General features: G+C 71.9%; 25 protein-coding genes. 17 read left to right on the top strand and 8 right to left on the bottom strand.

The window, feature by feature from the left end; genetic code table 11:
- Positions 1-26 precede the first annotated feature (26 nt).
- From hemE to EDF47_RS09545, 12 genes are all read left to right on the top strand, one after another.
- Entirely contained in the window at positions 27-1133 is a 1107-nt protein-coding gene (gene hemE, locus EDF47_RS09600; protein WP_133938646.1) for a uroporphyrinogen decarboxylase, read from the top strand.
- A complete protein-coding gene (locus tag EDF47_RS09595; protein ID WP_133938648.1) occupies positions 1130-2470 on the top strand; it encodes an FAD-dependent oxidoreductase in 1341 nt (446 codons plus the stop codon). The genes hemE and EDF47_RS09595 overlap by 4 nt, the downstream gene beginning before the upstream one ends.
- Positions 2471-2570: 100 nt before the next feature.
- Positions 2571-2825 carry a hypothetical protein gene (locus EDF47_RS09590; RefSeq protein WP_017887727.1) on the top strand — a complete coding sequence of 85 codons (255 nt, stop codon included), beginning with the start codon at positions 2571-2573 and terminating at the stop codon, positions 2823-2825.
- Complete coding sequence (locus EDF47_RS09585) at positions 2822-3280, top strand: phage holin family protein (protein ID WP_111083766.1); 459 nt, start codon at positions 2822-2824, stop codon at positions 3278-3280. The genes EDF47_RS09590 and EDF47_RS09585 overlap by 4 nt, the downstream gene beginning before the upstream one ends.
- Before the next feature lie 32 nt (positions 3281-3312).
- Positions 3313-3543, top strand: a complete 231-nt coding sequence (locus EDF47_RS09580) for a DUF3618 domain-containing protein (protein WP_111083767.1) — start codon at positions 3313-3315, stop codon at positions 3541-3543.
- Positions 3544-3610: 67 nt separating this feature from the next.
- Entirely contained in the window at positions 3611-4354 is a 744-nt protein-coding gene (gene hemQ / locus EDF47_RS09575) for a hydrogen peroxide-dependent heme synthase (RefSeq protein WP_243834039.1), read from the top strand.
- Positions 4351-5586 carry a ferrochelatase gene (locus tag EDF47_RS09570; protein WP_133938650.1) on the top strand — a complete coding sequence of 412 codons (1236 nt, stop codon included), beginning with the start codon at positions 4351-4353 and terminating at the stop codon, positions 5584-5586. The genes hemQ and EDF47_RS09570 overlap by 4 nt, the downstream gene beginning before the upstream one ends.
- Positions 5583-6542, top strand: coding sequence for a hydroxymethylbilane synthase (gene hemC / locus EDF47_RS09565; protein ID WP_131844972.1), 960 nt, complete (start codon positions 5583-5585; stop codon positions 6540-6542). Before EDF47_RS09570 ends, hemC begins: the two co-directional genes overlap by 4 nt.
- Positions 6431-7294: a uroporphyrinogen-III synthase gene (locus EDF47_RS09560; protein ID WP_133938651.1), complete on the top strand. Its 864-nt coding sequence runs from the start codon at positions 6431-6433 to the stop codon at positions 7292-7294. The genes hemC and EDF47_RS09560 overlap by 112 nt, the downstream gene beginning before the upstream one ends.
- Positions 7291-8346 carry a porphobilinogen synthase gene (hemB, locus tag EDF47_RS09555; RefSeq protein ID WP_260154506.1) on the top strand — a complete coding sequence of 352 codons (1056 nt, stop codon included), beginning with the start codon at positions 7291-7293 and terminating at the stop codon, positions 8344-8346. Before EDF47_RS09560 ends, hemB begins: the two co-directional genes overlap by 4 nt.
- The gene (hemL, locus tag EDF47_RS09550; RefSeq protein WP_131844970.1) at positions 8343-9674 is read left to right on the top strand and encodes a glutamate-1-semialdehyde 2,1-aminomutase; all 1332 of its coding nucleotides are present in this window, start codon (positions 8343-8345) and stop codon (positions 9672-9674) included. The genes hemB and hemL overlap by 4 nt, the downstream gene beginning before the upstream one ends.
- A 68-nt stretch (positions 9675-9742) precedes the next feature.
- Positions 9743-10207 (top strand): DIP1984 family protein, encoded by a 465-nt coding sequence (locus EDF47_RS09545; RefSeq protein ID WP_133938653.1) that lies wholly within the window; start codon positions 9743-9745, stop codon positions 10205-10207.
- A 226-nt stretch (positions 10208-10433) separates the two neighbouring features.
- Here EDF47_RS09545 and EDF47_RS09540 read toward each other — a convergent pair whose 3' ends face one another.
- From EDF47_RS09540 to EDF47_RS09520, 5 genes are all read right to left on the bottom strand, one after another.
- Positions 10434-11027: a hypothetical protein gene (locus tag EDF47_RS09540; protein WP_131921989.1), complete on the bottom strand. Its 594-nt coding sequence runs from the start codon at positions 11025-11027 to the stop codon at positions 10434-10436.
- A 142-nt stretch (positions 11028-11169) separates the two neighbouring features.
- A complete protein-coding gene (locus EDF47_RS09535) occupies positions 11170-12000 on the bottom strand; it encodes an ATP-binding cassette domain-containing protein (RefSeq protein WP_243692340.1) in 831 nt (276 codons plus the stop codon).
- 19 nt (positions 12001-12019) lie between these two features.
- Positions 12020-12727: a GntR family transcriptional regulator gene (locus tag EDF47_RS09530; protein ID WP_123294516.1), complete on the bottom strand. Its 708-nt coding sequence runs from the start codon at positions 12725-12727 to the stop codon at positions 12020-12022.
- Between the two features lie 88 nt (positions 12728-12815).
- Positions 12816-13793 (bottom strand): MDR family oxidoreductase, encoded by a 978-nt coding sequence (locus EDF47_RS09525; RefSeq protein WP_133938655.1) that lies wholly within the window; start codon positions 13791-13793, stop codon positions 12816-12818.
- A gap of 153 nt (positions 13794-13946) precedes the next feature.
- Positions 13947-14975, bottom strand: coding sequence for a 6-phosphofructokinase (locus EDF47_RS09520; protein ID WP_111083779.1), 1029 nt, complete (start codon positions 14973-14975; stop codon positions 13947-13949).
- 88 nt (positions 14976-15063) lie between these two features.
- On the opposite strand from EDF47_RS09520, the gene EDF47_RS09515 reads away from it, so the two are divergent.
- A complete protein-coding gene (locus EDF47_RS09515) occupies positions 15064-16026 on the top strand; it encodes a DNA-3-methyladenine glycosylase 2 family protein (protein WP_133938657.1) in 963 nt (320 codons plus the stop codon).
- A 96-nt stretch (positions 16027-16122) separates the two neighbouring features.
- On the opposite strand, the gene EDF47_RS09510 is transcribed toward EDF47_RS09515, so the two are convergent.
- Together EDF47_RS09510 and EDF47_RS09505 are read right to left on the bottom strand one after the other, a co-directional pair.
- Positions 16123-16980: an NAD-dependent epimerase/dehydratase family protein gene (locus EDF47_RS09510; protein WP_133938659.1), complete on the bottom strand. Its 858-nt coding sequence runs from the start codon at positions 16978-16980 to the stop codon at positions 16123-16125.
- A 71-nt stretch (positions 16981-17051) separates the two neighbouring features.
- Positions 17052-18062: a TerC family protein gene (locus tag EDF47_RS09505; RefSeq protein WP_123294520.1), complete on the bottom strand. Its 1011-nt coding sequence runs from the start codon at positions 18060-18062 to the stop codon at positions 17052-17054.
- A 138-nt stretch (positions 18063-18200) separates the two neighbouring features.
- Between EDF47_RS09505 and EDF47_RS09500 the strand changes: the two genes are divergently transcribed.
- The 3 genes from EDF47_RS09500 to EDF47_RS09490 are packed head-to-tail and all read left to right on the top strand — an operon-like array spanning position 18201 to position 20106.
- Positions 18201-18890: a YceI family protein gene (locus EDF47_RS09500; RefSeq protein ID WP_133938661.1), complete on the top strand. Its 690-nt coding sequence runs from the start codon at positions 18201-18203 to the stop codon at positions 18888-18890.
- Positions 18887-19402 carry a sigma-70 family RNA polymerase sigma factor gene (locus EDF47_RS09495; protein ID WP_133938663.1) on the top strand — a complete coding sequence of 172 codons (516 nt, stop codon included), beginning with the start codon at positions 18887-18889 and terminating at the stop codon, positions 19400-19402. Before EDF47_RS09500 ends, EDF47_RS09495 begins: the two co-directional genes overlap by 4 nt.
- Positions 19399-20106, top strand: coding sequence for a zf-HC2 domain-containing protein (locus EDF47_RS09490; protein WP_123937209.1), 708 nt, complete (start codon positions 19399-19401; stop codon positions 20104-20106). Before EDF47_RS09495 ends, EDF47_RS09490 begins: the two co-directional genes overlap by 4 nt.
- Before the next feature lie 178 nt (positions 20107-20284).
- On the opposite strand, the gene EDF47_RS09485 is transcribed toward EDF47_RS09490, so the two are convergent.
- Positions 20285-20761, bottom strand: coding sequence for a MarR family winged helix-turn-helix transcriptional regulator (locus EDF47_RS09485; protein WP_131921995.1), 477 nt, complete (start codon positions 20759-20761; stop codon positions 20285-20287).
- Positions 20762-20914: 153 nt separating this feature from the next.
- Between EDF47_RS09485 and EDF47_RS09480 the strand changes: the two genes are divergently transcribed.
- Complete coding sequence (locus EDF47_RS09480) at positions 20915-21175, top strand: DUF4190 domain-containing protein (protein ID WP_166673215.1); 261 nt, start codon at positions 20915-20917, stop codon at positions 21173-21175.
- The last annotated feature ends 53 nt before the right edge of the window (positions 21176-21228 follow it).

Below are 21228 nucleotides of genomic sequence, written 5' to 3'. Positions count from 1 at the left end.
AACGCGCTCGATGGGACAATCATCCGGTGACCGACGCGACGACCACATCCCTCCCCGACTCCCACCCCCTGGCATCAGGGCGGACGAGCGGGTCCCGCCTCGTCCGGGCCCTGCGGGGTGACCGTCCGGAGACGCTGCCGGTGTGGTTCATGCGGCAGGCCGGTCGGTCGTTGCCCGAGTACCGCGAGCTCCGGGTGGGCACGGCCATGCTCGACGCGTGCCTCGACCCCGAGATGGCGTCGGAGATCACGCTGCAGCCCGTCCGCCGGCACGGGGTGGACGCCGGCATCTTCTTCAGCGACATCGTCGTGCCGATCAAGCTCGCGGGCGTGGACGTCGAGATCGTCCCCGGTCGCGGCCCCGTGCTCGGCTCACCGATCCGCACCGCGGCGGACGTCGACGCTCTCGAGCCGCTGGACCCGGCGGCCCTCGAGCCGATCCGGCAGGCGGTCGCCCGCACGGTCGAGCAGCTCGGCGACACCCCGCTGATCGGATTCGCAGGCGCACCCTTCACGCTCGCCGCGTACCTGGTCGAGGGCGGCCCGTCGAAGGACCACATCCGCGCACGGACTCTCATGCACGCGGAGCCGGAGACCTGGTCGCGGCTGCTGGCCTGGGCGGCCGAGGTGTCGGGGGCGTTCCTCCGGGCCCAGGTGCTCGCCGGGGCCTCGGCCGCACAGCTCTTCGACTCGTGGGTCGGGTCCCTGTCGCGCGCCGACTACGTCCGGTACGTCGCACCGCACTCGGCGCAGGCGCTGTCCCACGTGACCGACCTGGGCGTGCCGCGCATCCACTTCGGCGTCGGCAGCGGCGAGGTCCTCGCCGACATGACCATGCTCGGCACCGACACGGTCGGCGTCGACGCGGTCGGGGTCGACTGGCGGCTCCCGCTCGACGAGGCCGTCCGCCGCGTCGGCACCGGCGTCAGCGTGCAGGGCAACATCGACCCGGCGATGCTCGCGGCCCCGTGGGAGGTCCTCGAAGCGCACGTGCGCGAGGTCGTCCGCCGCGGTGGCGCCGCCCGCGCCCACGTCGTGAACCTCGGCCACGGTGTGCCGCCCGAGACCGACCCGACGGTGCTGACGCGCGTCGTCGAGCTGGTCCACTCGCTCGGTGACGGGTCTGCCGCGTGACCGACGTCGTCGTGGTCGGCGGCGGGATCGCCGGACTCGTCACGGCCCGTGACCTGGCGAAGGGCGGCGCGGACGTCGTGCTCGTCGAGTCGTCCGGCGTGCTGGGCGGCATGATCCGGCGGCACACGGTCGGCGGCCTCGACCTCGACATGGCGGCAGACTCGTTCGCGACCCGCACGGACGCCGTCGGCCGCCTGGCGATCGAACTCGGGCTCGGCAACGACGTCGTCGCCCCGGACCCGCGCGGTGCCTGGTTGATGACCCGTGACGGCCGGACGTCGCCGATCCCCGCGACGGGGCTCCTCGGCATCCCGAGCACCCCGATGGCCGCCGACGTGCTCGCCGTGGTCGGGCAGAAGGGCGGGCTCCGTGCACAGATGGACTCGCTGCTGCCCGGACCGGTCGGCGCCAAGGCGGAGTCCCTGGGTGAACTCGTCCGGCGGCGCATGGGGGAGCGGGTCCTCGACGACCTGGTCGTCCCGATCGCCGGCGGGGTGCACTCCACCCACCCGGACCAGCTCGACCCGGAGCGGGTGGCTCCCGGCCTCCGTGCGGCACTGCTCCGCGAGGGCTCGCTGGCCCGCGCGGTCCTGGCACTCCGCGCCCGCGCGGCCGCCGGTACCCCGGTGCAGGGGATCCGCGGCGGGATCGTCCGGCTCGTGGACGAACTCGTCGCCGACATGGAGACCTACCGCGTCGACGTCCGGCTGCACACCCGGGCGACCCGGATCGAGGCGCACGCGGTCGAGGTCGTCTCCGCCGACGGCACGGTCGAACGCCTGCCCGCGCAGCACACCCTGTCGTCGGTGCCCGATCCCGAGCGCACCGCGGCGTCGGACCGGACCGGGATCGAGCTCGTCACGCTCGTCGTCGACCAGCCCGAGCTCGACGCAGCCCCCCGCGGGACCGGGATGCTCGTGCACCCGGACGCGCAGGCCGTGTCGGCGAAGGCCCTGACGCACGCGACGGTGAAGTGGCCGTGGCTCGCCGAGGCGGCTGCCGGCCGCCACGTGCTGCGCCTGAGCTACGCGATGCCCGCCGAAGCGACCAGCGCGCACGGCGCGAGCGGTCCCGACGACGCGGCCACGAGCCTCCCGGTCGACCCGGACGGACCCGTCGGCACCCGAGCGCTGCACGACGCGGCCACGCTGCTCGGCGTCCCCCTGACGGCGACGCACGTCGTGGGCGCTGCGCGCGTCCGCTGGCACGGTCCGGACCTGACCGCTGCCGGCCTCGGAGCAGGCGTCATCGGCATCGGTGAGGTCGCGACCGGACGGGGCCTGGCCGGGATCATCGCGGCCGCCCGCACCGCCGCTGGACAGATCCTGGATTCCTGAGCGGACCCCAGACCGCCCGGGGGCTACTGTTGGTGAGACCGTCGGACGTATTCCGTTCGGCGCATGACCACCGCACACTGAACCAACGGAGGAATCGCACATGCGCGGAAAGCTCCTGTTCGTCGCCGGCGCCGCACTCGGGTACGTCCTGGGATCGCGAGCCGGACGGGCGCGGTACGAGCAGATCAAGACCGTCAGCGGCAAGGTCTGGAACAGCAACGGCGTCCAGAAGGGCGTGCACGTCGCCGAGGACTTCATCGCCGACAAGACCCCGGACGTCGCCGAGTTCATCGGTGAGACGACCAAGAAGGCCGTCCGCAAGGTCGGCCAGAAGAAGGACACCACCACCTCATGACCGACACCCGCGACCGCAAGTCGCGTTCGCTGTTCGGTCTGGTGGGCGACGTCCCGAAGCTCGTCAAGGGCCTGGTCAAGGGTGAGATCGACCTGCTCAAGGCCGAGATGCTCACGAAGGCCAAGATCTTCGGGCTCGCCGCGGGGCTGCTGGTCGGTGCACTCGTCATCGTGCTCTACGCGATCGGCGTGCTCCTGACCGCCGCCGTGATGGGCCTGGCGACCGTGATGCCGGCCTGGCTCGCAGCGATCGTGATCGCCGTGGTGATGCTGATCGTCGCCGCCATCCTCGGGTGGATCGGCTGGAAGCGCCTGAAGAAGGGCCTCCCGATCACGCCGAAGCGCACGATCGACAGCGTCAAGAACGACATCAACGCGGTGAAGGGGATGGGCAAGAAGCCCACTCCGCCGAGCCAGTACGGCAGCCGCAAGCCGGACGTCGGCGGCCGGTTCTGAGCCCCGACAGCCGCACCACCGACGGAGGAACCGTGACCGATCCGCACGACGATCTCGCAGACCGCGTCGCCGCGACCCGCGCCCAGCTGTTCGACACCCTCGACGCGATCGAGGACAAGCTCAACGTGCCGAAGCAGATCGGCATCGCGGCGTCGAAGGTCAAGCGCGGCATCGACGAGAAGCCGGTCCCGTACCTGGCCGGCCTCGCAGCCGGAGTAGCGGTGGTCGGGGGTATCGTCGTGATGGTGCTCCGACGGCGGTAGACCGCCCGAGCGCGGTCCACCGGGTGCGGGGCGGCCACGACCCTGGCAACCGATAGGACAAGGACCCATGAGTTCCGACGCGCCCGCTCCTGCATCCGCGCACACCTCTCCGCACGAGACCGACCCCGCGACGGGGATCGATCCCAACCTCATGACGGCGTACGCCCTCTGGGCCGTGTTCCGCAGGCCGCTCGGCCCGGTCCACCGCGTCGGTGACGACGCCGTGGCCGAGCTCGACGCCGTGGTCGCGTCCGCCGCCGAGCGCGGGGTGACCGTCCGTGGCTTCTACGACGTCTCCGGCTTCCGTGCCGACGCCGACGTCATGATCTGGCTGCACGGCGACGACGCGCAGGTCATCCAGGCCGTGCTGCGCGAGATCCGCCGCACCGGGCTGTTCCAGGACACCGAACCGGTGTGGCACGTCATGGCGATGCACCGCGAAGCCGAGTTCAACAAGCGGCACACGCCCGCGTTCCTGCGTGGCAAGGACCCCGAGGCGTGGATCACGGTCTACCCGTTCGTCCGTTCCTTCGAGTGGTACCTGCTGCCCGAGGACGAGCGCTCGAAGATGCTGCGCGACCACGGGATCGCCGGCGCCAAGTACCGCCGCGTCCTGACGAACACCATCGCCACCTTCGCCCTGAGCGACTACGAGTGGATCCTGCCGCTCGAGAGCCCCGAGCTCGTCGACCTCGTCGACCTGATGCGCGACCTGCGTGCCACCGAGGCCCGTCTGCACGTGCGCGAAGAGGTCCCCTTCTTCACGGGTCGTCGCGTGACGACCGCCGAACTCCCGGAGGTGCTGTCATGACCGACACCAGCCTGATCACGAACGGTCAGCCCGTCCTCGCCGCCACCCCAGCGGCCGCTTCCGGCCCGGAGCACGTCGAGGTCCCGACCGCCTACGACGCGATCCTGCTCGCCGGCTTCGGTGGCCCCGAGGGCCAGGACGACGTCATCCCCTTCCTGCGCAACGTCACCCGCGGCCGCGGCATCCCGGACGAGCGGCTCGAAGAGGTCGCGCACCACTACCGGCACTTCGGCGGCGTGAGCCCGATCAACGCGCAGAACCGCGCGTTGAAGGCGGCGCTCGAGGTCGAGCTGGCATCGCGCGGCATCGACATGCCGGTGCTCTGGGGCAACCGCAACTGGGAGCCCTACCTCGAGCAGGCCTTCACCGAGGCCGCCGACAAGGGCTACAACAAGCTCATCGCGATCGCCACGAGCGCCTACTCGTCGTTCTCGAGCTGCCGCCAGTACCGCGAGGACTACGCACGCGTGCTCGACGAGACCGGTCTGCTCGGCACCATCGAGATCGACAAGATCCGGCAGTTCTTCGACCACCCCGGCTTCGTCCGCCCGTTCGTCGACGGCGTCCGTGACGGCATGGCGAAGGCCATCGCCGAGAACGCTCAGCTCGACGTCGCGACCGAGCTGCACGTGCTGTTCTCGACGCACTCGATCCCGTCGACCGACGCCGCGAAGTCCGGCCCGGACTACCGCGGCTTCGACGAGCACGGCGCCTACGAGGCCCAGCACCTCGCCGTCGCGCAGGTCGTCCTCGACCAGGCCTGGGCGGAGCTGCTCGAGCAGCCCGAGCACGCGCACCTGCAGGGCACGTCCAAGCCCGCGTGGAAGCTCGTCTACCAGTCGCGCTCCGGCCCCCCGACGCAGCCGTGGCTCGAGCCCGACATCAACGACTACATGAACGAGGAGCTCAAGGGCGGCCCGACCCGCGCCGTGCTCATCGTCCCGCTCGGCTTCGTGAGCGACCACATGGAGGTCATGTGGGACCTCGACGAGGAAGCCACCGAGACCGCGCAGGAGCTCGGCTTCTGGTCGGTCCGCACGCAGACCCCCGGTGTCGACCCGGCCTACGTCTCCGGTCTCGTCGACCTGGTGCTCGAGCGCGTCAACGGCACCCCCACGAGCGAGCGTCCGCACCTGACCGACATCGGTCCCTGGTACGACGTCTGCCGCCCGGGCTGCTGCGAGAACGTCCGCGCCGGCTTCAAGCCCGCCGCCGCCGGCGTCGCACCGTGACCGACGCACCGACCCCGATCCGGCTGGGCACCCGCGCCAGCCGGCTCGCGGTCGCGCAGTCGCAGGACGTCGCCGACCGCCTGGCAGCGGCGTCCGGTCGGCCCGTCGAACTTGTCACGGTCACGAGCGAGGGCGACACGAACCGCGCCTCGCTCGCGTCGCTGGGGGGCACGGGCGTGTTCGCCAGCGCCCTTCGCGAAGCCCTGGTCGCCGGCGAGGTCGACGTCCTGGTGCACTCGCTCAAGGACCTGCCGACCGCGCCGTACCCGGGCCTGACGATCGCTGCCGTGCCGAAGCGTGCCGACGCCCGCGACGTCCTCGTCGCGCGGAACGGCGCCACGGTCGAGAGCCTGCCCGAGGGTGCGAAGGTCGGCACGGGTTCACCGCGTCGCGTCGCGCAGCTCAGGGCGAAGCGCCCCGACCTGGACGTCATCGACATCCGCGGCAACATCGACACCCGCCTGGGCCGGGTGGACGACGACCTCGACGCCGTCGTGCTCGCCGCCGCCGGGCTCACCCGCATCGACCGGCTGTCGGCCGCCACCGAACTGCTCGACCTCGGTTTCTGGCCGAGCGCTCCGGGCCAGGGCGCCCTGGCGATCGAGACCCGTGCTGCTGAGACCGACACGAACCTGCTCGCCGCGCTGCGCAAGATCGAGCACGCCCCGACCCGCCTGACGGTGTCGGCCGAGCGCGAGGTCCTGGCGAAGCTCGAGGCCGGCTGCTCCGCCCCGATCGGTGCGACCGCGGTCGTGGACGCCGAGCTCCTGCTCGTCTCCGCCACCGTCTACAGCCCCGACGGCGCCGAGTACCGCACGGCGTCGCACGCTGCCGTGCTCGAGGGATCCGCGCAGGACCGTCTTGCCGAAGCACTCGAGGTCGGTGGCCGCGTGGCCGCCGAGCTGCTCGAGAACGGTGCCGGCGACCTGGCGGACCTCGCCGACTCGGTGAAGTAGAGCCCGTCACGGACACGCCCGCTCCCGTCGTCGTCATCCCCCGGGGTGGCGCGTGGGGCGAGCGCGTCGCGACGGCGGCTCGGCAGCGCGGGCTCGACCCGCGGGTCGTCCCGCTCATCACGACCGAGCCGCCGCTCGACTGCGGCCCGCTCGACCGTGCCGTCGCCCGCGTGGCCGGGTACGCGTGGGTGGTGGTGACCAGTGCGACGGCCGTGACGGTGCTCGCAGAACGCGTGGCGGGCCTCCCGTCCGGTGTCTGCGTTGCGGCGGTCGGTGAGCCGACCGCCCGTGCCGCGCGTGCTGCGGGCTGGGTCGTCGACCTCGTGCCGGAACAGGCCTCGGCCGCTGCCCTCGTCGAGGCCCTGCCGGACACCGACGGCACCGTGCTCTTCCCGCGCTCCGAGATCGCCGCGCCGACCCTCGTCGACGGACTGCGGGCCCGCGGCATCGACGTGGACGACGTGGTCGCGTACCGTACCGTGGGGACCGGCGACGAGCCGATCACCCTCGACGCGGTGCCCGACGCGGTGCTCGTGACGAGCGGCAGCGTCGCCCGCGAGATCGCCCGCCGGATGACCCCGCTCGACCCCCGCACCCTCGTGGCCTGCATCGGCCCCGGAACCGCCGCGGACGCGCGCGCGGCCGGACTGCCGGTCCACGTCGTCGGACCCACCCGGTCCGCAGAAGCCCTGCTCGACGCCGTCGTCGAGGCCCTGAACCCCACCGCCCCCGAACAGGAAGGCCACCCGTGACCGGCCGTTTCCCCCAGGTCCGCCCCCGTCGACTCCGCGCCACCCCCGCGATGCGACGGCTCGTCGCCGAGACCCGGCTGCACCCAGCCGAGCTCGTGCTGCCGATGTTCATCCGCGAAGGCGCCACCGACGCCGTCGACATCTCGAGCATGCCGGGCGTGCAGCAGCACTCGCTCGACTCGTTCCGTCGCGCCCTGGTGTCGGCCGCGGAGGTCGGGATCGGCGGCGTGAACCTGTTCGGCGTCCCGACCACGAAGGACGCCACCGGTTCCGGCGCGACCGACCCCGACGGCATCCTCAACGTGGCCATCCGCGTGGCGAGGGAAGAGGTCGGTGACGACCTGGTCGTGCAGTCCGACCTGTGCCTCGACGAGTTCACCGACCACGGCCACTGCGGCGTCCTGGCGGCGGACGGCTCCGTCGACAACGACGCGACCCTGCTGCGGTACCGCGACATGGCGGTCGCGCAGGCAGAGGCCGGCGCCGAACTGGTGTGCCTGAGCGGGATGATGGACGGCCAGATCGCCGCCGCGCGTGACGCGCTCGACGTCGCCGGGCACACCGGCACCGCGCTGCTGGCCTACGCGGCCAAGTACGCCTCCGCCTTCTACGGCCCCTTCCGCGAGGCCGTGTCGTCGTCGCTCGTCGGCGACCGGCGGACCTACCAGATCGACGCCGCCAACGGTCGACAGGGGCTGCGCGAGGTCGCGCTCGACGTCGACGAGGGTGCCGACGTCGTGATGGTGAAGCCCGCGATGAGCTACCTCGACGTGCTCGCCGAGACCGCTGCGACGTCGCCCGTGCCGGTCTGGGCCTACCAGATCTCCGGCGAGTACGCGATGATCACGGCAGCCGCGCAGAACGGCTGGATCGACCGTGACGCCGCCGCGATGGAGTCGCTCATCGGCATCAAGCGTGCCGGCGCCGACGCGATCCTGACCTACTTCGCCGTCGACATCGCGCGGAAGCTCAACCAGGAGGCCGGCCTCCGCACCTCCGGCACCACCGCCGCAGTCGCCGGCATCGCCTCGACCGGGAAGGCCCCCGAATGACCACGAACGACCAGCTGTTCGGCCGCGCCAAGAACGCGATCCCCGGCGGCGTGAACTCGCCCGTCCGCGCCTACGGTTCGGTGGGCGGCACCCCGCGCTTCCTGGTGTCGGCGAAGGGCGCGTACGTCACCGACGCCGAGGGACGCGAGTACGTCGACCTCGTAGCGTCGTGGGGTCCGGCGATCCTCGGACACGCCCACCCCGGCACCGTCGAGGCCGTGCAGCAGGCCGCCGCGCGCGGACTGTCCTTCGGCGCCTCGACCCCGGGCGAGACCGAGCTCGCCGAGCTCGTGAAGCAGCGGGTGTCGGTCGACGGCGACGGCCCCATCGAGAAGCTCCGCATGGTGTCGACCGGCACCGAGGCCACGATGACGGCGATCCGGTTGGCCCGCGGCTACACCGGCCGCGACCTGCTCGTGAAGTTCGCCGGGCACTACCACGGGCACTCCGACTCCCTGCTCGCCGAGGCCGGTTCGGGTGTCGCCACCCTGGCCCTGCCGGGCAGCGCGGGCATCACCGAGGAGACCGCGGCGCAGACCCTGGTGCTGCCGTACAACGACCTCGACGCCGTCCGCCGCGCGTTCGACGAGCACTCCGAGCGCATCGCCGGCGTCATCGTCGAGGCCGCCGCGGCGAACATGGGCGTGCTCGCTCCCGAGCGCGGGTTCAACCGCGCGCTCGCGCAGATCGTGCAGGCGCACGGGGCGCTGCTCATCGTCGACGAGGTCCTGACCGGGTTCCGCGTCGGGTCGGCCGGCTGGTGGGGCCTCGAGGCGTCGAAGGTCGTCCCCGACGGCGCCGGGTGGAAGCCCGACCTGATCACGTTCGGCAAGGTCATCGGTGGCGGCATGCCCCTCGCCGCGCTCGGCGGCCGACGCGAGGTCATGGACTTCCTCGCCCCGCTCGGCCCCGTGTACCAAGCGGGCACCCTGTCCGGCAACCCGCTCGCGGTCGCCGCCGGCATCGCCACGCTCCGGGCTGCGACGCCGTCGGTGTACGAGTCGCTGAACCGCACGGCCTCGGTCATCTCCGCGGCCACGTCGGACGCACTGTCGGCCGAGGGCGTCGCCCACACCGTGCAGCGCGCCGGCAACCTGTTCTCGTTCGCCTTCACGGACACCGCACCGCGGAACTACGACGACGTGCGGGCACAGGACGTGTTCCGGTACGCCCCGTTCTTCCACGCGATGCTCGACGCCGGGGTGACCCTGCCGCCGAGCGTGTTCGAGGCGTGGTTCGTCACGGCCGCCCACGACGACCGGGCCGTCGGACGGATCCTCGACGCCCTGCCCGCCGCGGCGAAGGCAGCGGCCGCCGCGGCGGCGTAGGCAGGAGCCGCCGCGGCGGGATAGGGGTCGGTGCTCCGTGCCGGAGCCTCGGCTGGTTGACTGGCCGCATGCAACTCGCCGAGGCCCTGATCGAGCGCGCCGACCTGCAGAAGCGCATCGAACAACTGCGCGGCCGCATCGCCGCGAACGCCCGCTACCAAGAGGGCGAGGAGCCCGACGAGGACGCCCGCGAGCTCCTCGCCGAGGCCGAACGGTCGATCGACGCGCTCGAGGTCCTGCTCGCCCGCATCAACGCGACGAACGCCAGCACCACCGTGGCGTCCGGACAGACCGTCACCGCACTGCTCGCCCGACGCGATGCCCTCCGGCTGCGGCACGCGCTCGTCACCGGAGCGGCGGACGCCACGTCCGGCACGAACGGCGGTTACCGACAGCTCCGCAGTGAACTCCGCACGTTCGCCGCGCTGCCGACCGCCGAGCTCCGGTCGCGGGCCGACGCCCTGGCGAAGGAGATCCGCGAACTCGACGCGGTCGTCCAGCGCACCAACTGGGAGGTCACCCTGGTCGACTGAGCAGCGGGCGGTGCGTCGGTAGACGGACCGGGGCGGGTACGGACCCGACGACCGGCGGGCAACCCGGTCACCTGTCGGCGCAGTGGGCAGCGCCATGGCGAGAGCCGTGCACATCGCAGCCCAGCACGTCGCACCAGGTACGGTGCACACCGCACCACGCACAACCGCGTACCGACCGGACCGACGAGGGCGGGACAGGGGACAGCACCGCCCCACCCTCGACGGGTCAGGAGCAGTCGGCCTTGGTGAAGGTCGTGTCGAGCGTCTTCGAGGTGCCGTCGAACGCGTAGGTGTACCGCATGTCGACGCCCTCGTCGAGGAGGTCCTTGGTGTCGCTGTTCGAGCAGAGCGTCGGGCCGACCGAGTCGCGGATGGCGCTCTCGGTGATCGACGCCGGGTCGACGCTGGACGACACCGTGTAGTCGTAGTGGATCGCGTTGCCCTCGGCCTCGACGCCCGTCCACGACGTCACGGAGTCGACCTGCTTCGGCAGGTCGCTCTGCTCGCGGATCTGCACGACGGCCTTCGAGACCTTCTCCTCCGTCGAGTCGCTGAACGCGGCGGTGAGCGCCTGGCGGACCAGGAACGCGACGACCACGGCGACGACGACGCCGAGCAGCGAGATCAGGACGCGCTTGCCACGGGACTGCTTGGGCGGCGGGGCGTACGGAGCGCCGGCGGGAGCGGGCTGCGCGTACGGCTGCTGGCCGGGCTGCTGCTGCGCCCAGGGCTGCTGGCCCGGCTGCTGCGGACCGGGCTGCTGTGGGCCGGCGTTCGGCTGCGGCTCGGACCCCGGGTAGGGCGGCGGCGTGGTCGTCATGGTGTTCCCCCTCGTTGCGGTGCGCGGCCTGACACCGTCGTCCGGCATCGGGTCCCTCCCCGAAGCGGGCCGCGGACACCTGAGCAACCATCCAAGCACAGGCCGGAGCGCCGCAACGCGCCTGTCCGGCCCACGCGACGCGTCAGGCGGAACGGCGAGCTGCCCAGCGCCCCTCGGAGCGCAGGATCGCGAGCGGGAAGTCGAACGCGTGCGACACCGCCGACGACGTGATGACCTCGTCCGCCGTGCCCTGTGCCACCACGGCACCGTCACGGAGCAGCATCGCGTGCGAGGTCGACACCGGCAGGTCCTCGAGGTGGTGCGTGACCATGACGCTGCCGAGCTCGGGGTGTCGGTGCCGCAGCGCGTCGACGGTCTCGAGCAGGTGCTCGCGCGCGGCGACGTCGAGCCCGGTCGCTGGTTCGTCGAGCAGCAGCAACTGCGGCTCCGACATCAGCGCCCGTGCGATGAGGGTCCGTCCGCGTTCGCCCTGGGACAGCACGGGCCAGCGTGCGTCGCGTCGTGCGGCGAGCCCGACGTCGGCGATGTGCTGCTCGGCCAGTGCGACCTGCGCGGCCGTGGGCTCCCACCGCATCATGAGGTCGGTGGTGCCGGTCAGTCCCGTCAGCACCGTCTCGAGCACGGTGAGCGGGGAGAGCATCCGGTGCCGCGGGTCGACGTGGCCGATGTGCTCACGCAGCTCGCGGACGTCGACGCGTCCGAGGCGTCGGCCGAGCACCTCGACCGTGCCCGCCGTGGGGTGGCCCGTCGCCCCGAGCACCGCGAGCAGCGTCGACTTGCCGGCGCCGTTCGGTCCGAGGAGCGCCCAGTGCTCACCGCGGCGGACGGTCAGGTCGACGTCGTGCAGCAGGTCGCGGCCGGAGCGCGTCACACGGACGCCCTCGGCACGGAGCAGGACGCCGTCGGCGCGGAACTGGGCGCCCGCGGCGCGGGACTGGTCGGTGTCGGTCACGACTCCATCGTGGCCGACGTCAGCGCCGTTCGGTGCCGTCCGCCAGCGCGCCGCCCTCGGCGACGAACGCGCGGGCCTGTACGGTGTGCTCCTCGACGGTGCTGCTGAGCGAACGGATCACCGCGGCCGCTGCCTCGCCGTCGCGCTTCGAGATCGCCGCGCGGAGCGGGTCGACGAAGTGCTTGACGTCCCAGAACATGCCGCTCTGGTGGGTCAGGGCGAGGAAGTTCGCGCGGGGCAGCAGCGAGGTCGACAGCTGGACCAGCAGGTCGTTGTCCGCTGCACCGATCAACTGGGTGACGACCGCGCCGACCTGTGTCGAGACGTCGCCGGCCCGCTCCTGCTCGGCGGCCGTGCGCAGGGCTTCCAGCGTGTCGACGAGGCGGGTGGCCGCAGCGTCGTCGAGCTTCGGGACGGCCCAGCGGGCGGCGAGCTCCGTGACGCCGGCGAGCACCTGGATGGTGTCGTCGAACTGCTTGGCGGTGGGCGACGCGACCCGGGTGTACCGGTTCGCCTCCATCTCGACCAAGCCGTAGTCGACGAGCTTGGCGATCGCCTCACGGATGGGCGTGCGACTGACACCGAGCCACTGGACCAGTTCGTCGTCGTTGAGCCGTTCGCCGGCCTGCAGCGTGCCGTCCTGGATCGCGGCCAACATCTTCTCGAGGACCACGTCGCGGAGCAGCTTGCGCGGCGAGTTCTCGACGGTCGACTTGGGTACCGGCATGACGGACTCCTCGTGTCACGGACGTTTGGTATCCAAACCCTAACGTGTCAATATGCAATCGTTTGCGGAATAACAGCATCCCAGAACATCAGCCACGCACGTCGACCACGGTGCGTCCGTGCACCCGACCGGCGACCACCTCGGCGCCGATCTCGATCGCCTGCTCCGGGGTGACGGTCCGGGTGACACCCGCCAGCAGCGCCGGGTCGAGGTCGGTCGCCAACCGCTCCCACGCCCGGTGCCGCAGCTCGGACGGGGCGTCCACCGAGTTGATGCCGAGCAGCGACACCGCACGCAGGATGAACGGCAGCACCGTCGTGGGCAGCGCGGAGTCCTGCGCGAGCCCGCACGCCGTGACGGCTCCACCCCACCGGGTGCCGGCCAGCACGTTCGCCAGGGTGGCCCCGCCGACGCTGTCCACGGCGCCGGCCCACGCGGCACGCTGCATCGGCTTGCCGGGCTCGGACAGGGCACCCCGGTCCACGACCTCGGTCGCGCCGAGGCGTCGGAGGGAGGCCTCGTTGGTGCTCCGGCCGGTCGACGCGGTCACCTCGTACCCGCGCGCGGCGAGCAGGGCGATCGCCACCGTCCCCACCCCGCCGGACGCACCCGTGACGAGCACCGGCCCGGCACCCGGTTCGACGAACCGTTCGAGCGCGAGCACGCTGAGCATCGCCGTGAACCCCGCCGTGCCGATCGCCGCCGCGAACGAGTCCTCGATCGCCTCGGGCAGGACCACGAGGGAACCGGACGGCACCACGGCGTGCTGCGCCCAACCACCGTGCCGGGTCTCACCGAGCCCGGCACCGTTCAGCACGATGCGGTCGCCGATCGAAACGTCGTGCACACCCGGTCCGAGCGCCGACACGGTCCCGACGACGTCGATGCCGGGCACGAGCGGGTCGACCCGCGCGACGCCGGGGTTCCTGGCGAGGGCGAGGCCGTCCTTGTAGTTGACGCTCGAGTACGTGACGTCGACGAGGGCTTCGCCCTCGGTCGGATCGGGCAGGTCGACGTCGGCGACGGTGGGCGGGGCTGAACTGGACACGACTACGGCGCTGTTCATGCGCCGGACGCTACCCCGGGCCTCCCGGCTGGCGGTCCGTTCTTTCCCAGAACGCGCGCGATCCCTGGCGGAATCGGGCGTACCGGGCCGGAAAAAAGGACCAGGTACGCCCGAATCGGTCAGGTACGCCCCGGCCAGCGCCCCCGACCAACCTCAGCCGAACATGATGGCGGCTTCGTCGAACCGCGCCTGCGGCACGGTCTTCAACTCGCCGAGCGCCTCGTCGAACGAGACGTGCACGATGTCGGTGCCCTTCAGGGCTACCATCCGGCCCCACCGTTCCTCGACCACCGAGTCGATGGCCGCCAGGCCGAGCCGCGTCGACAGCACCCGGTCGTACGCGGTCGGCGTGCCACCGCGCTGGATGTGCCCGAGGGTCGTGGCGCGCGTCTCGATGCCCGTCATCTCCTCGATGAGCGGCGCGAGGCGCTCGCCGATGCCACCGAGCCGCGGACGCCCGAAGGCGTCGAGCCCGCGCTCGGTGTGCGCGTTGTCCTCGTGGTCGGGGACGAAGCCCTCGGCCACCACGACGAGCGGTGCGCGCCCGCGGTCGTAGGCGGCACGCACCCACTTCGCGATCTGTTCCATGCTCGTCTTCTGCTCCGGGATCAGGATCGCGTGCGCGCCCGCGGCCATGCCGGAGTGGAGGGCGATCCAGCCGACGTGCCGGCCCATGACCTCGGCGACCATGCAGCGGGAGTGCGACTCGCCGGTGGTGCGGAGGCGGTCCATCGCTTCCGTCGCGATCGCGACGGCGGTGTCGAAGCCGAACGTGTAGTCGGTGGCGCCCAGGTCGTTGTCGACCGTCTTCGGGACGCCGACGATCTTCAGCCCGGCGTCGGTCAGGCGCTTCGCCGCGGCGAGCGTACCCTCGCCGCCGATCGCGACGATGGCGTCGATGCCGTGGCGGTCCAGGGTCTTCGAGATGTTCTCGACGCCGCCGTTCGGCCCCTCGAAGGGGTTCGTGCGGCTGGTGCCGAGGATCGTGCCGCCCTGCTTGGCGATGCCCTGGATGTCCTTGCGGCCGAGCGGGACGATGTCGCCGTCGACGACGCCGCGCCAGCCGTCCCGGAACCCGACGAACTCGTGGCCGTGGATGGCGATGCCCTTGAGGACGATCGCGCGGATGACCGCGTTCAGACCGGGGCAGTCGCCTCCGGAGGTGAGGATGCCGATGCGCATGGGAACTCCGTCGTCGGGTGGTGCGGGTGGGGGTCGTGGGGGACTGCGACCATCATGACTGACGGTGGTTGCGCATTACCATCCCGGTGTGACCCTGCTCGACTCCGCCTCGTCGTCCGGCGACGCGTCCGTCGATGCGTCTCGCGTCGACACCGTGTACCGACCGGGAGGCCCGGTGAACGTCACGTCGACCCTGCGGCCCCTGCAGCGCGGCTCCGCCGACCCCGCCTACAAGGTGGTCGGGTCGGTCGTGTGGCTCGCCCTGCGGACGCCCACCGGCCCCGCTGCCGTGGCGATCCGGCCGGCCGGCGACACCATCGCGGTCTCGGCGTGGGGCGACGGCGCTGCGTGGGCGGTCGAGCACGCGCCGGAGCTGCTCGGTCGCGGCGACGACTGGGACGGGTTCGACGTCTCCGGGCACGCGTTCCTCGCTGCCGCCCGACACCGGCAGCCCGGACTCCGGCTGCTCCGGACGAACACCGTCGTCGCGATGCTCGTGCCGGCGATCATGGAGCAGAAGGTGACCTCGCGGCAGGCGTGGGGCGCGTGGCGGTACCTGCTCCGTCGGTACGGCACGCCCGCGCCGGGTCCCGCGCCGGAGGGACTGACGGTGCCGCCGACGGCCGACGAGTGGGCGCGGATCCCGAGCTGGGAGTGGCACAGGGCCGGCATCGAGCCCGGACGGTCGGCGACGGTGATGCGCGCGGTGCGTGTGGCTCCGGCGCTCGAACGGACGCTGACGCTCGGTCGCGGCGGTTCGGTCGTGTCGGCGCGGCTCCAGTCGATCCCCGGCATCGGGAAGTGGACGGCTGCCGAGACCGCGCAGCGCTCCCACGGCGACCCCGATTCGCCGAGCGTCGGGGACTTCCACGTCCCCGCGCTGGTCGGGTGGGCGCTGACCGGGGGACCGGTCGACGACGACGGGATGCTCGAGCTGCTCGAGCCGTGGCGGGGGCACCGGGAACGGGTCGTGCGGCTGATCGGCGGATCGGGGTTCCGGAAGCCGTCGTTCGGGCCGCGGCTCACGATCCAGGACCACCGCGGGCACTGAGCGGTCGCGCGCGGCCCGCTGCGGTCCGCACCTGTTTCGCGACACGACACCAGGTGATCACGTGGTGTCGTGTCGGAGAACCGGTGTCGCGCCGGGTCAGGGGTGGCGGACGCCCTCGCCGGCCAGCACGGCGCGGTAGCCCTCGCGGAACGTCGGGTACTGCGGCGCCCAGCCGGTGGACCGGAGCAGCGCGTTCGACAAGCGCTTGTCACCACCGGACTGCCGGGCACCGCCGTCACCGGTGACGGGCTCGGGAACGCCGAGCTCGTCGGCCAGGAACCGCAGCACGTCGTCGAGCCGGCTCGGTTCGTCGTCGGTGCCGAGGTACGTCGGCGCCGGGTCCTCCACGGTCGCCAGGTGCACGAGCGCGGCGGCGGCGTCGTCGCGGTGGATCCGGTTCGTGTGCGGCGAGGCACCCGGAGCCAACCGGGCCGAACCGGAGCGGACCTGGTCGATCAGACGCTCACGACCCGGACCGTACACCCCGGACAGGCGCACGAGCACGGCGTCGGGAGCACGGTCGCGCAGTAGTGCCTCGGCCTCGACCAGGACCTCGGCGGTCGGGGTCGCACCGTGCGCCGGGGTGTCCTCGGTGACCTCGCTGCCGTCGTCGACGTCGTACACCGCGGTCGACGACACCACGAGCAGGCGTGGATCGGCGTCCGAGGCGTCGATGCCGTCGAGCACGTTCCGCAGGCCGTCGACGTAGGTGGCGCGGTACTCGTCGACGTCACGGCTGCCCGCGGCGAAGGCCACGACGACGACGGAGGTGTCGGCGGGGATCTCGGGGACCTCGTGCCGCAGGTCGGCGCTGCGGCCGGTGATCGGGGCCGGGACCAGTTCGGCGCGGCGTCGGAGGCCGATCACGTGGTGTCCCAGGCGCGCGAAGCGGAGACCGGCTTCGGTCCCGAGGTCGCCGCAGCCGGCGATCACGACGGTGTCGTTGTTGTGCACCCGTCGACCTTGGCACGGGCAGCTGGTGGACGTTCCCGCGCCCGGCCTGCTGCCGCTCAGAGCACCTTCCGTCAGTCCGAGGTGCGAGCGGGTTCTTCGTCCTTCGCCTCGACGCCGTCGTGGCGCATCCGCACGACGCTGGCCAGGGTCGACAGCGCCATCGCGGCGATGATCACGATCAAGGAGACCCAGGTGTTGATCTCCGGCGCCCACTCGATGTGCTCGCCACCGTTCAGGAACGGCAGCTCGTTGTCGTGCAGTGCGTGCAGGACGAGCTTCACGCCGATGAACGCGAGGATCACCGCGATCCCGTACTTCAGGTAGACGAGCCGCTCCAGCAGCCCGCCGAGCAGGAAGTACAGCTGCCGCAGACCCATCAGGGCGAAGACGTTCGCGGTGAACACGATGAACGGGCTCTCGGTGATGCCGAAGATCGCCGGGATCGAGTCGAGTGCGAACAGCAGGTCGGTGGTGCCGATGGCGATCAGCACGATCAGCAGCGGGGTGAAGTGCCGCACGCCGTCGTGGGTGGTCCGGAACTTCATGCCGTCGAACGTGTCGGTGAGGCGCACCCGACGGCGGAGCAGCCGGACGATGAAGCTGTCCTTCTGGTCGTCGGCATCGTCCTCGCCGCGGAGCTGCTGGATCGCCGTCCAGATCAGCCAGGCGCCGAAGATGTAGAAGATCCATGAGAAGTTCTCGATGAGCTGGGCGCCGACGAGGATGAAGATGCCGCGCAGCACGAGCGCGATGATGATGCCGAGCATCAGCACCTCTTGCTGGATCTTCTTCGGCACCGAGAACCGCGCCATGATGATGACGAAGACGAAGAGGTTGTCGATGCTCAGGCTGTACTCGGTGAGCCAACCGGCCAGGAACTCACCCGCCGAGTCGCCGCCCGCGAACACGAGCATCAGGACCGCGAAGACCAGCGCGAGCCCCACGTAGACGCCCACCCACGTCGCCGACTCGCGCAGCGTCGGCACGTGCGGCCGGCGCGCGACGATGAGCAGGTCGGCGAGCAGGATCGCGACGATCGCGATCAGCGAGCCGACTTCGAACACGACGGGGAGTTCGGGCATTGCGGCCTTCCTGGCTGCGGGGGATCGGGTGGATGAACAGCCTGACAGAGGTGGATGAACAGCCTGACAGATCCGAACGCATCCGGCAGCCGGATCGTTCCGGGTGAACGATCCGCCCCACCACCTCGTTGACCGGGTATGGGACTCCGCACACGCACCAAGGTCATCATCGGCATCTCCACCGGCGTCGTGGTCATCGCGGCCGCCGCCGCCATCGCCGGTCCGTCCATCTACGCGAACACCGTCAACGGACAGGCCGCCGCCGCACCCTCGCTGCAGGCGACGTCGTCCGCCAGCCTCGACGCGGCGGACGCCGACGGCACCTGGACCAGCACGAAGACCTCGTACGCCGGCTACCGGGTGCACGAGGTCCTGCAGGGGAATGATGTGAACGTGGTCGGACGCACGAAGGACGTCGAGGGCGCCGCCGAGGTCGACGGCGGCTCCCTCGCGACGGCGACGGTCACGGTCCAGGTCGCGAAGATCTCCACCCCCGAGTCCGCGCGCGACGCCTACTTCCGGGACACCGCGCTGGAGACGGACAAGTTCCCGACGGCGACGTTCACCTTGACGAAGCCCGTCGACGTCTCGAAGGCGCTCGACGGCAGCACGCAGGACGTCACCCTGACCGGCACGATGGACCTGCACGGCGTCACGAAGGCCGTCACCGCCGACGCGCAGGTGGCGGTCGGCACGGGAGGCACCGTCCAGGTCGCCGGCTCGGTGCCGATCACGTTCGCCGACTACGGCGTGAAGGCTCCCTCGCTCGGCTTCGTCACCGTGGACGGGAAGGGCACCGTCGAGTTCTCCCTCGACCTGCAGAAGTGACCGTGTCGAGTCGTTCCGCCGACGAGCTGCTCGCGACGCTGTACCGCGAGCACGGTGACGCGCTCACCCGGTACGTCCGGCACCTGACGCGGGACGGCTCGGCGGTCGAGGACGTCGTGCAGGAGACCATGGTCCGCGCCTGGCAGCGCCCAGCGGTGCTCGAACGCGCGCCGGACAGCGCCCGCGCCTGGCTGTTCACGGTCGCGCGGAACCTGGTCGTCGACGACGCGCGATCAGCTCGGAACCGCCGGGAGTTCGGCACCGAACACCCCGTCGACCGCGCCGAGTCGGACCGCACCGACGCCGTGCTCGACCGCATCGTCGTGGCCGACGCGCTCGCATCGCTCTCCCCGGACCACCGCCGCGTGGTCGTGGACGCCTACTGGCTCGGCCACACGGTGCCGGAGATCGCACAACGACACGACATCCCCGAGGGCACCGCGAAGTCGCGGCTGCACTACGGGCTGCGAGCCCTGCGGCTCGCACTGCAGGAACGAGGAGTGACCCGATGAGCGACGACCGGTACGCAGAGTGGGACGCGGCGTACGTGCTCGGGTCCCTGAGCCCGGACGAGCGGCTCGAGTACGAGCAGCACCTGGAGACCTGCGACCGCTGCACGGCCGCCGTCGCCGAGCTGGTCGGCCTGCCCGGTCTGCTCGCCAAGCTGCCGGCCGACCAGGCGATCGAGATCGCCGAACCGGACGGGAGGCCCGACACCGGTTCCGAGAGCACCCTCGCCTCCGTCGCGCACCGCGTTCGACACCGTCGCCGTCGTCGCCGGGTCTGGGTCGCCGCCACCGCGGGGCTCGCGGTGGTCGCTGCCGTCCTGGGCGGACTCGCCGTCGGCACGGCGGGGGACCGCGGCTCGGTGCAGGCCGGGCGCGACGTCTCGGCATCGGCGACCGCGGACCGCTACGACATGACCGGCGCCCAGGGACTCGACGTCGACCTGGCCGTCAGCGGTGAACAGTGGGGCACCCGCTTCGACTGGGGTTGCTCGTACGGCGGCAAGGAGTGGGCGGCGGACGGCTCGGTCATGTACGACCTGGTCGTGGTGCGGTCGGACGGCACCGCGCAGATCGTCGGCTCGTGGACGGCCGCGGGCGAGGACGCGAAGGGGCTGTCGGCGTCGACGGACATCCCGCGCGACGACATCGCGAGCGTGCAGGTGCGGCTCCGCGGCGAACAGGGAGCCCTCGCCGTCGTCGACCTCTAGCTCCCGCCCGCCGCTCCGTCGTCCCGCTCGTCCCCGTCCCCGTCCCCGTCCCCGTTCCGAAGCCTCTGCTCCCGAGGTTCCGAAATCTCGGCATCTGGGCGCAGCACGGCGTCGTTCGTGGAACCTCGGCGCTCCCCGTGCGGCGAGTCGTGGAACCTCGGTGGACGTGCGGGGGCAGCTAGCCCGAGACGGCCTCGTCCGACACGTCGGGGCCGATCGCGTCCTGGACGCGCGCGCTGACGGACCGGAGGATGTCCGCGTCGGTCCCCACGGGCCTCCAGAACAGGTCTTCCAGCGCACCGGTGTGCGCGCGGATGCCGGCGAGCACCGCGCGGCGGCCGTCGGGGGTCATCTCCACCCAGCTGCCGCGGCCGTCGGTCGGGCAGTCGGCGCGTCCGACCAAGCCGCGGGAGACCATCCGTGTGACCTGGTGGCTGACGCGCGACTTCTCCCAACCGATGCCGGCGGCGATGTCGCGGACGCGCAGCCGGTGGTCCGGCTCGCGCTGCAGCCCGATCAGGATCTCGAACTCGGGGATGGAGATGCCGGCGCCCGCCTGGACGGCCTGGTCGAGCGCTCGGTCGAGGCGTCGCCAGACGTCGTGGTAGGCGTCCCACGTCGCCCAGTCGTGGCCATCGTTGCCCTGCGTCGACATGCCGACCAGCGTATCCACCGTGGGGACCGACCGACCCCGCCGCCGCGTCTTTCATCCGTCCGGATGACCCGAACGGGGCGCTGCGGAGCGATCCGTCCGGCCCGTACGATGACCGGGCCGTGCAGCGCCCGGCGCGACGAGACAGGAACCCGCATGACGAACCCGTACGCACAGCCGCCGATCGCACCGGTCCGCCCGACGAACACCCTGGCGATCATCGCGCTCGTGCTGGGGTTCGTGGTGCCCATCGGCGGGGTCGTCGTGGGGCTCATCGCGCTGCCGCAGCTGCGGCGGACGGGCGAGGCCGGGCGCGGTCTCGCGATCACGGGCATCGTCGTCGGCGCGGCCATCTCCGTCTTCACGGTGCTGCCGGTGCTGCTCTTGCTGCCGGAACTGATCCGGGTCTTCGGCTGACGTCATCCCCCAGGACGGTTCCGAGCCGACGTGCGGCGCGCTCCAAGGTGAGG

It is taken from the genome of Curtobacterium sp. PhB190, from assembly GCF_004365385.1.
Lineage (GTDB): Bacteria > Actinomycetota > Actinomycetes > Actinomycetales > Microbacteriaceae > Curtobacterium.
Note: the sequence above shows the minus strand (reverse complement) of the source record. Positions and strands in the feature narration are given on the sequence as shown.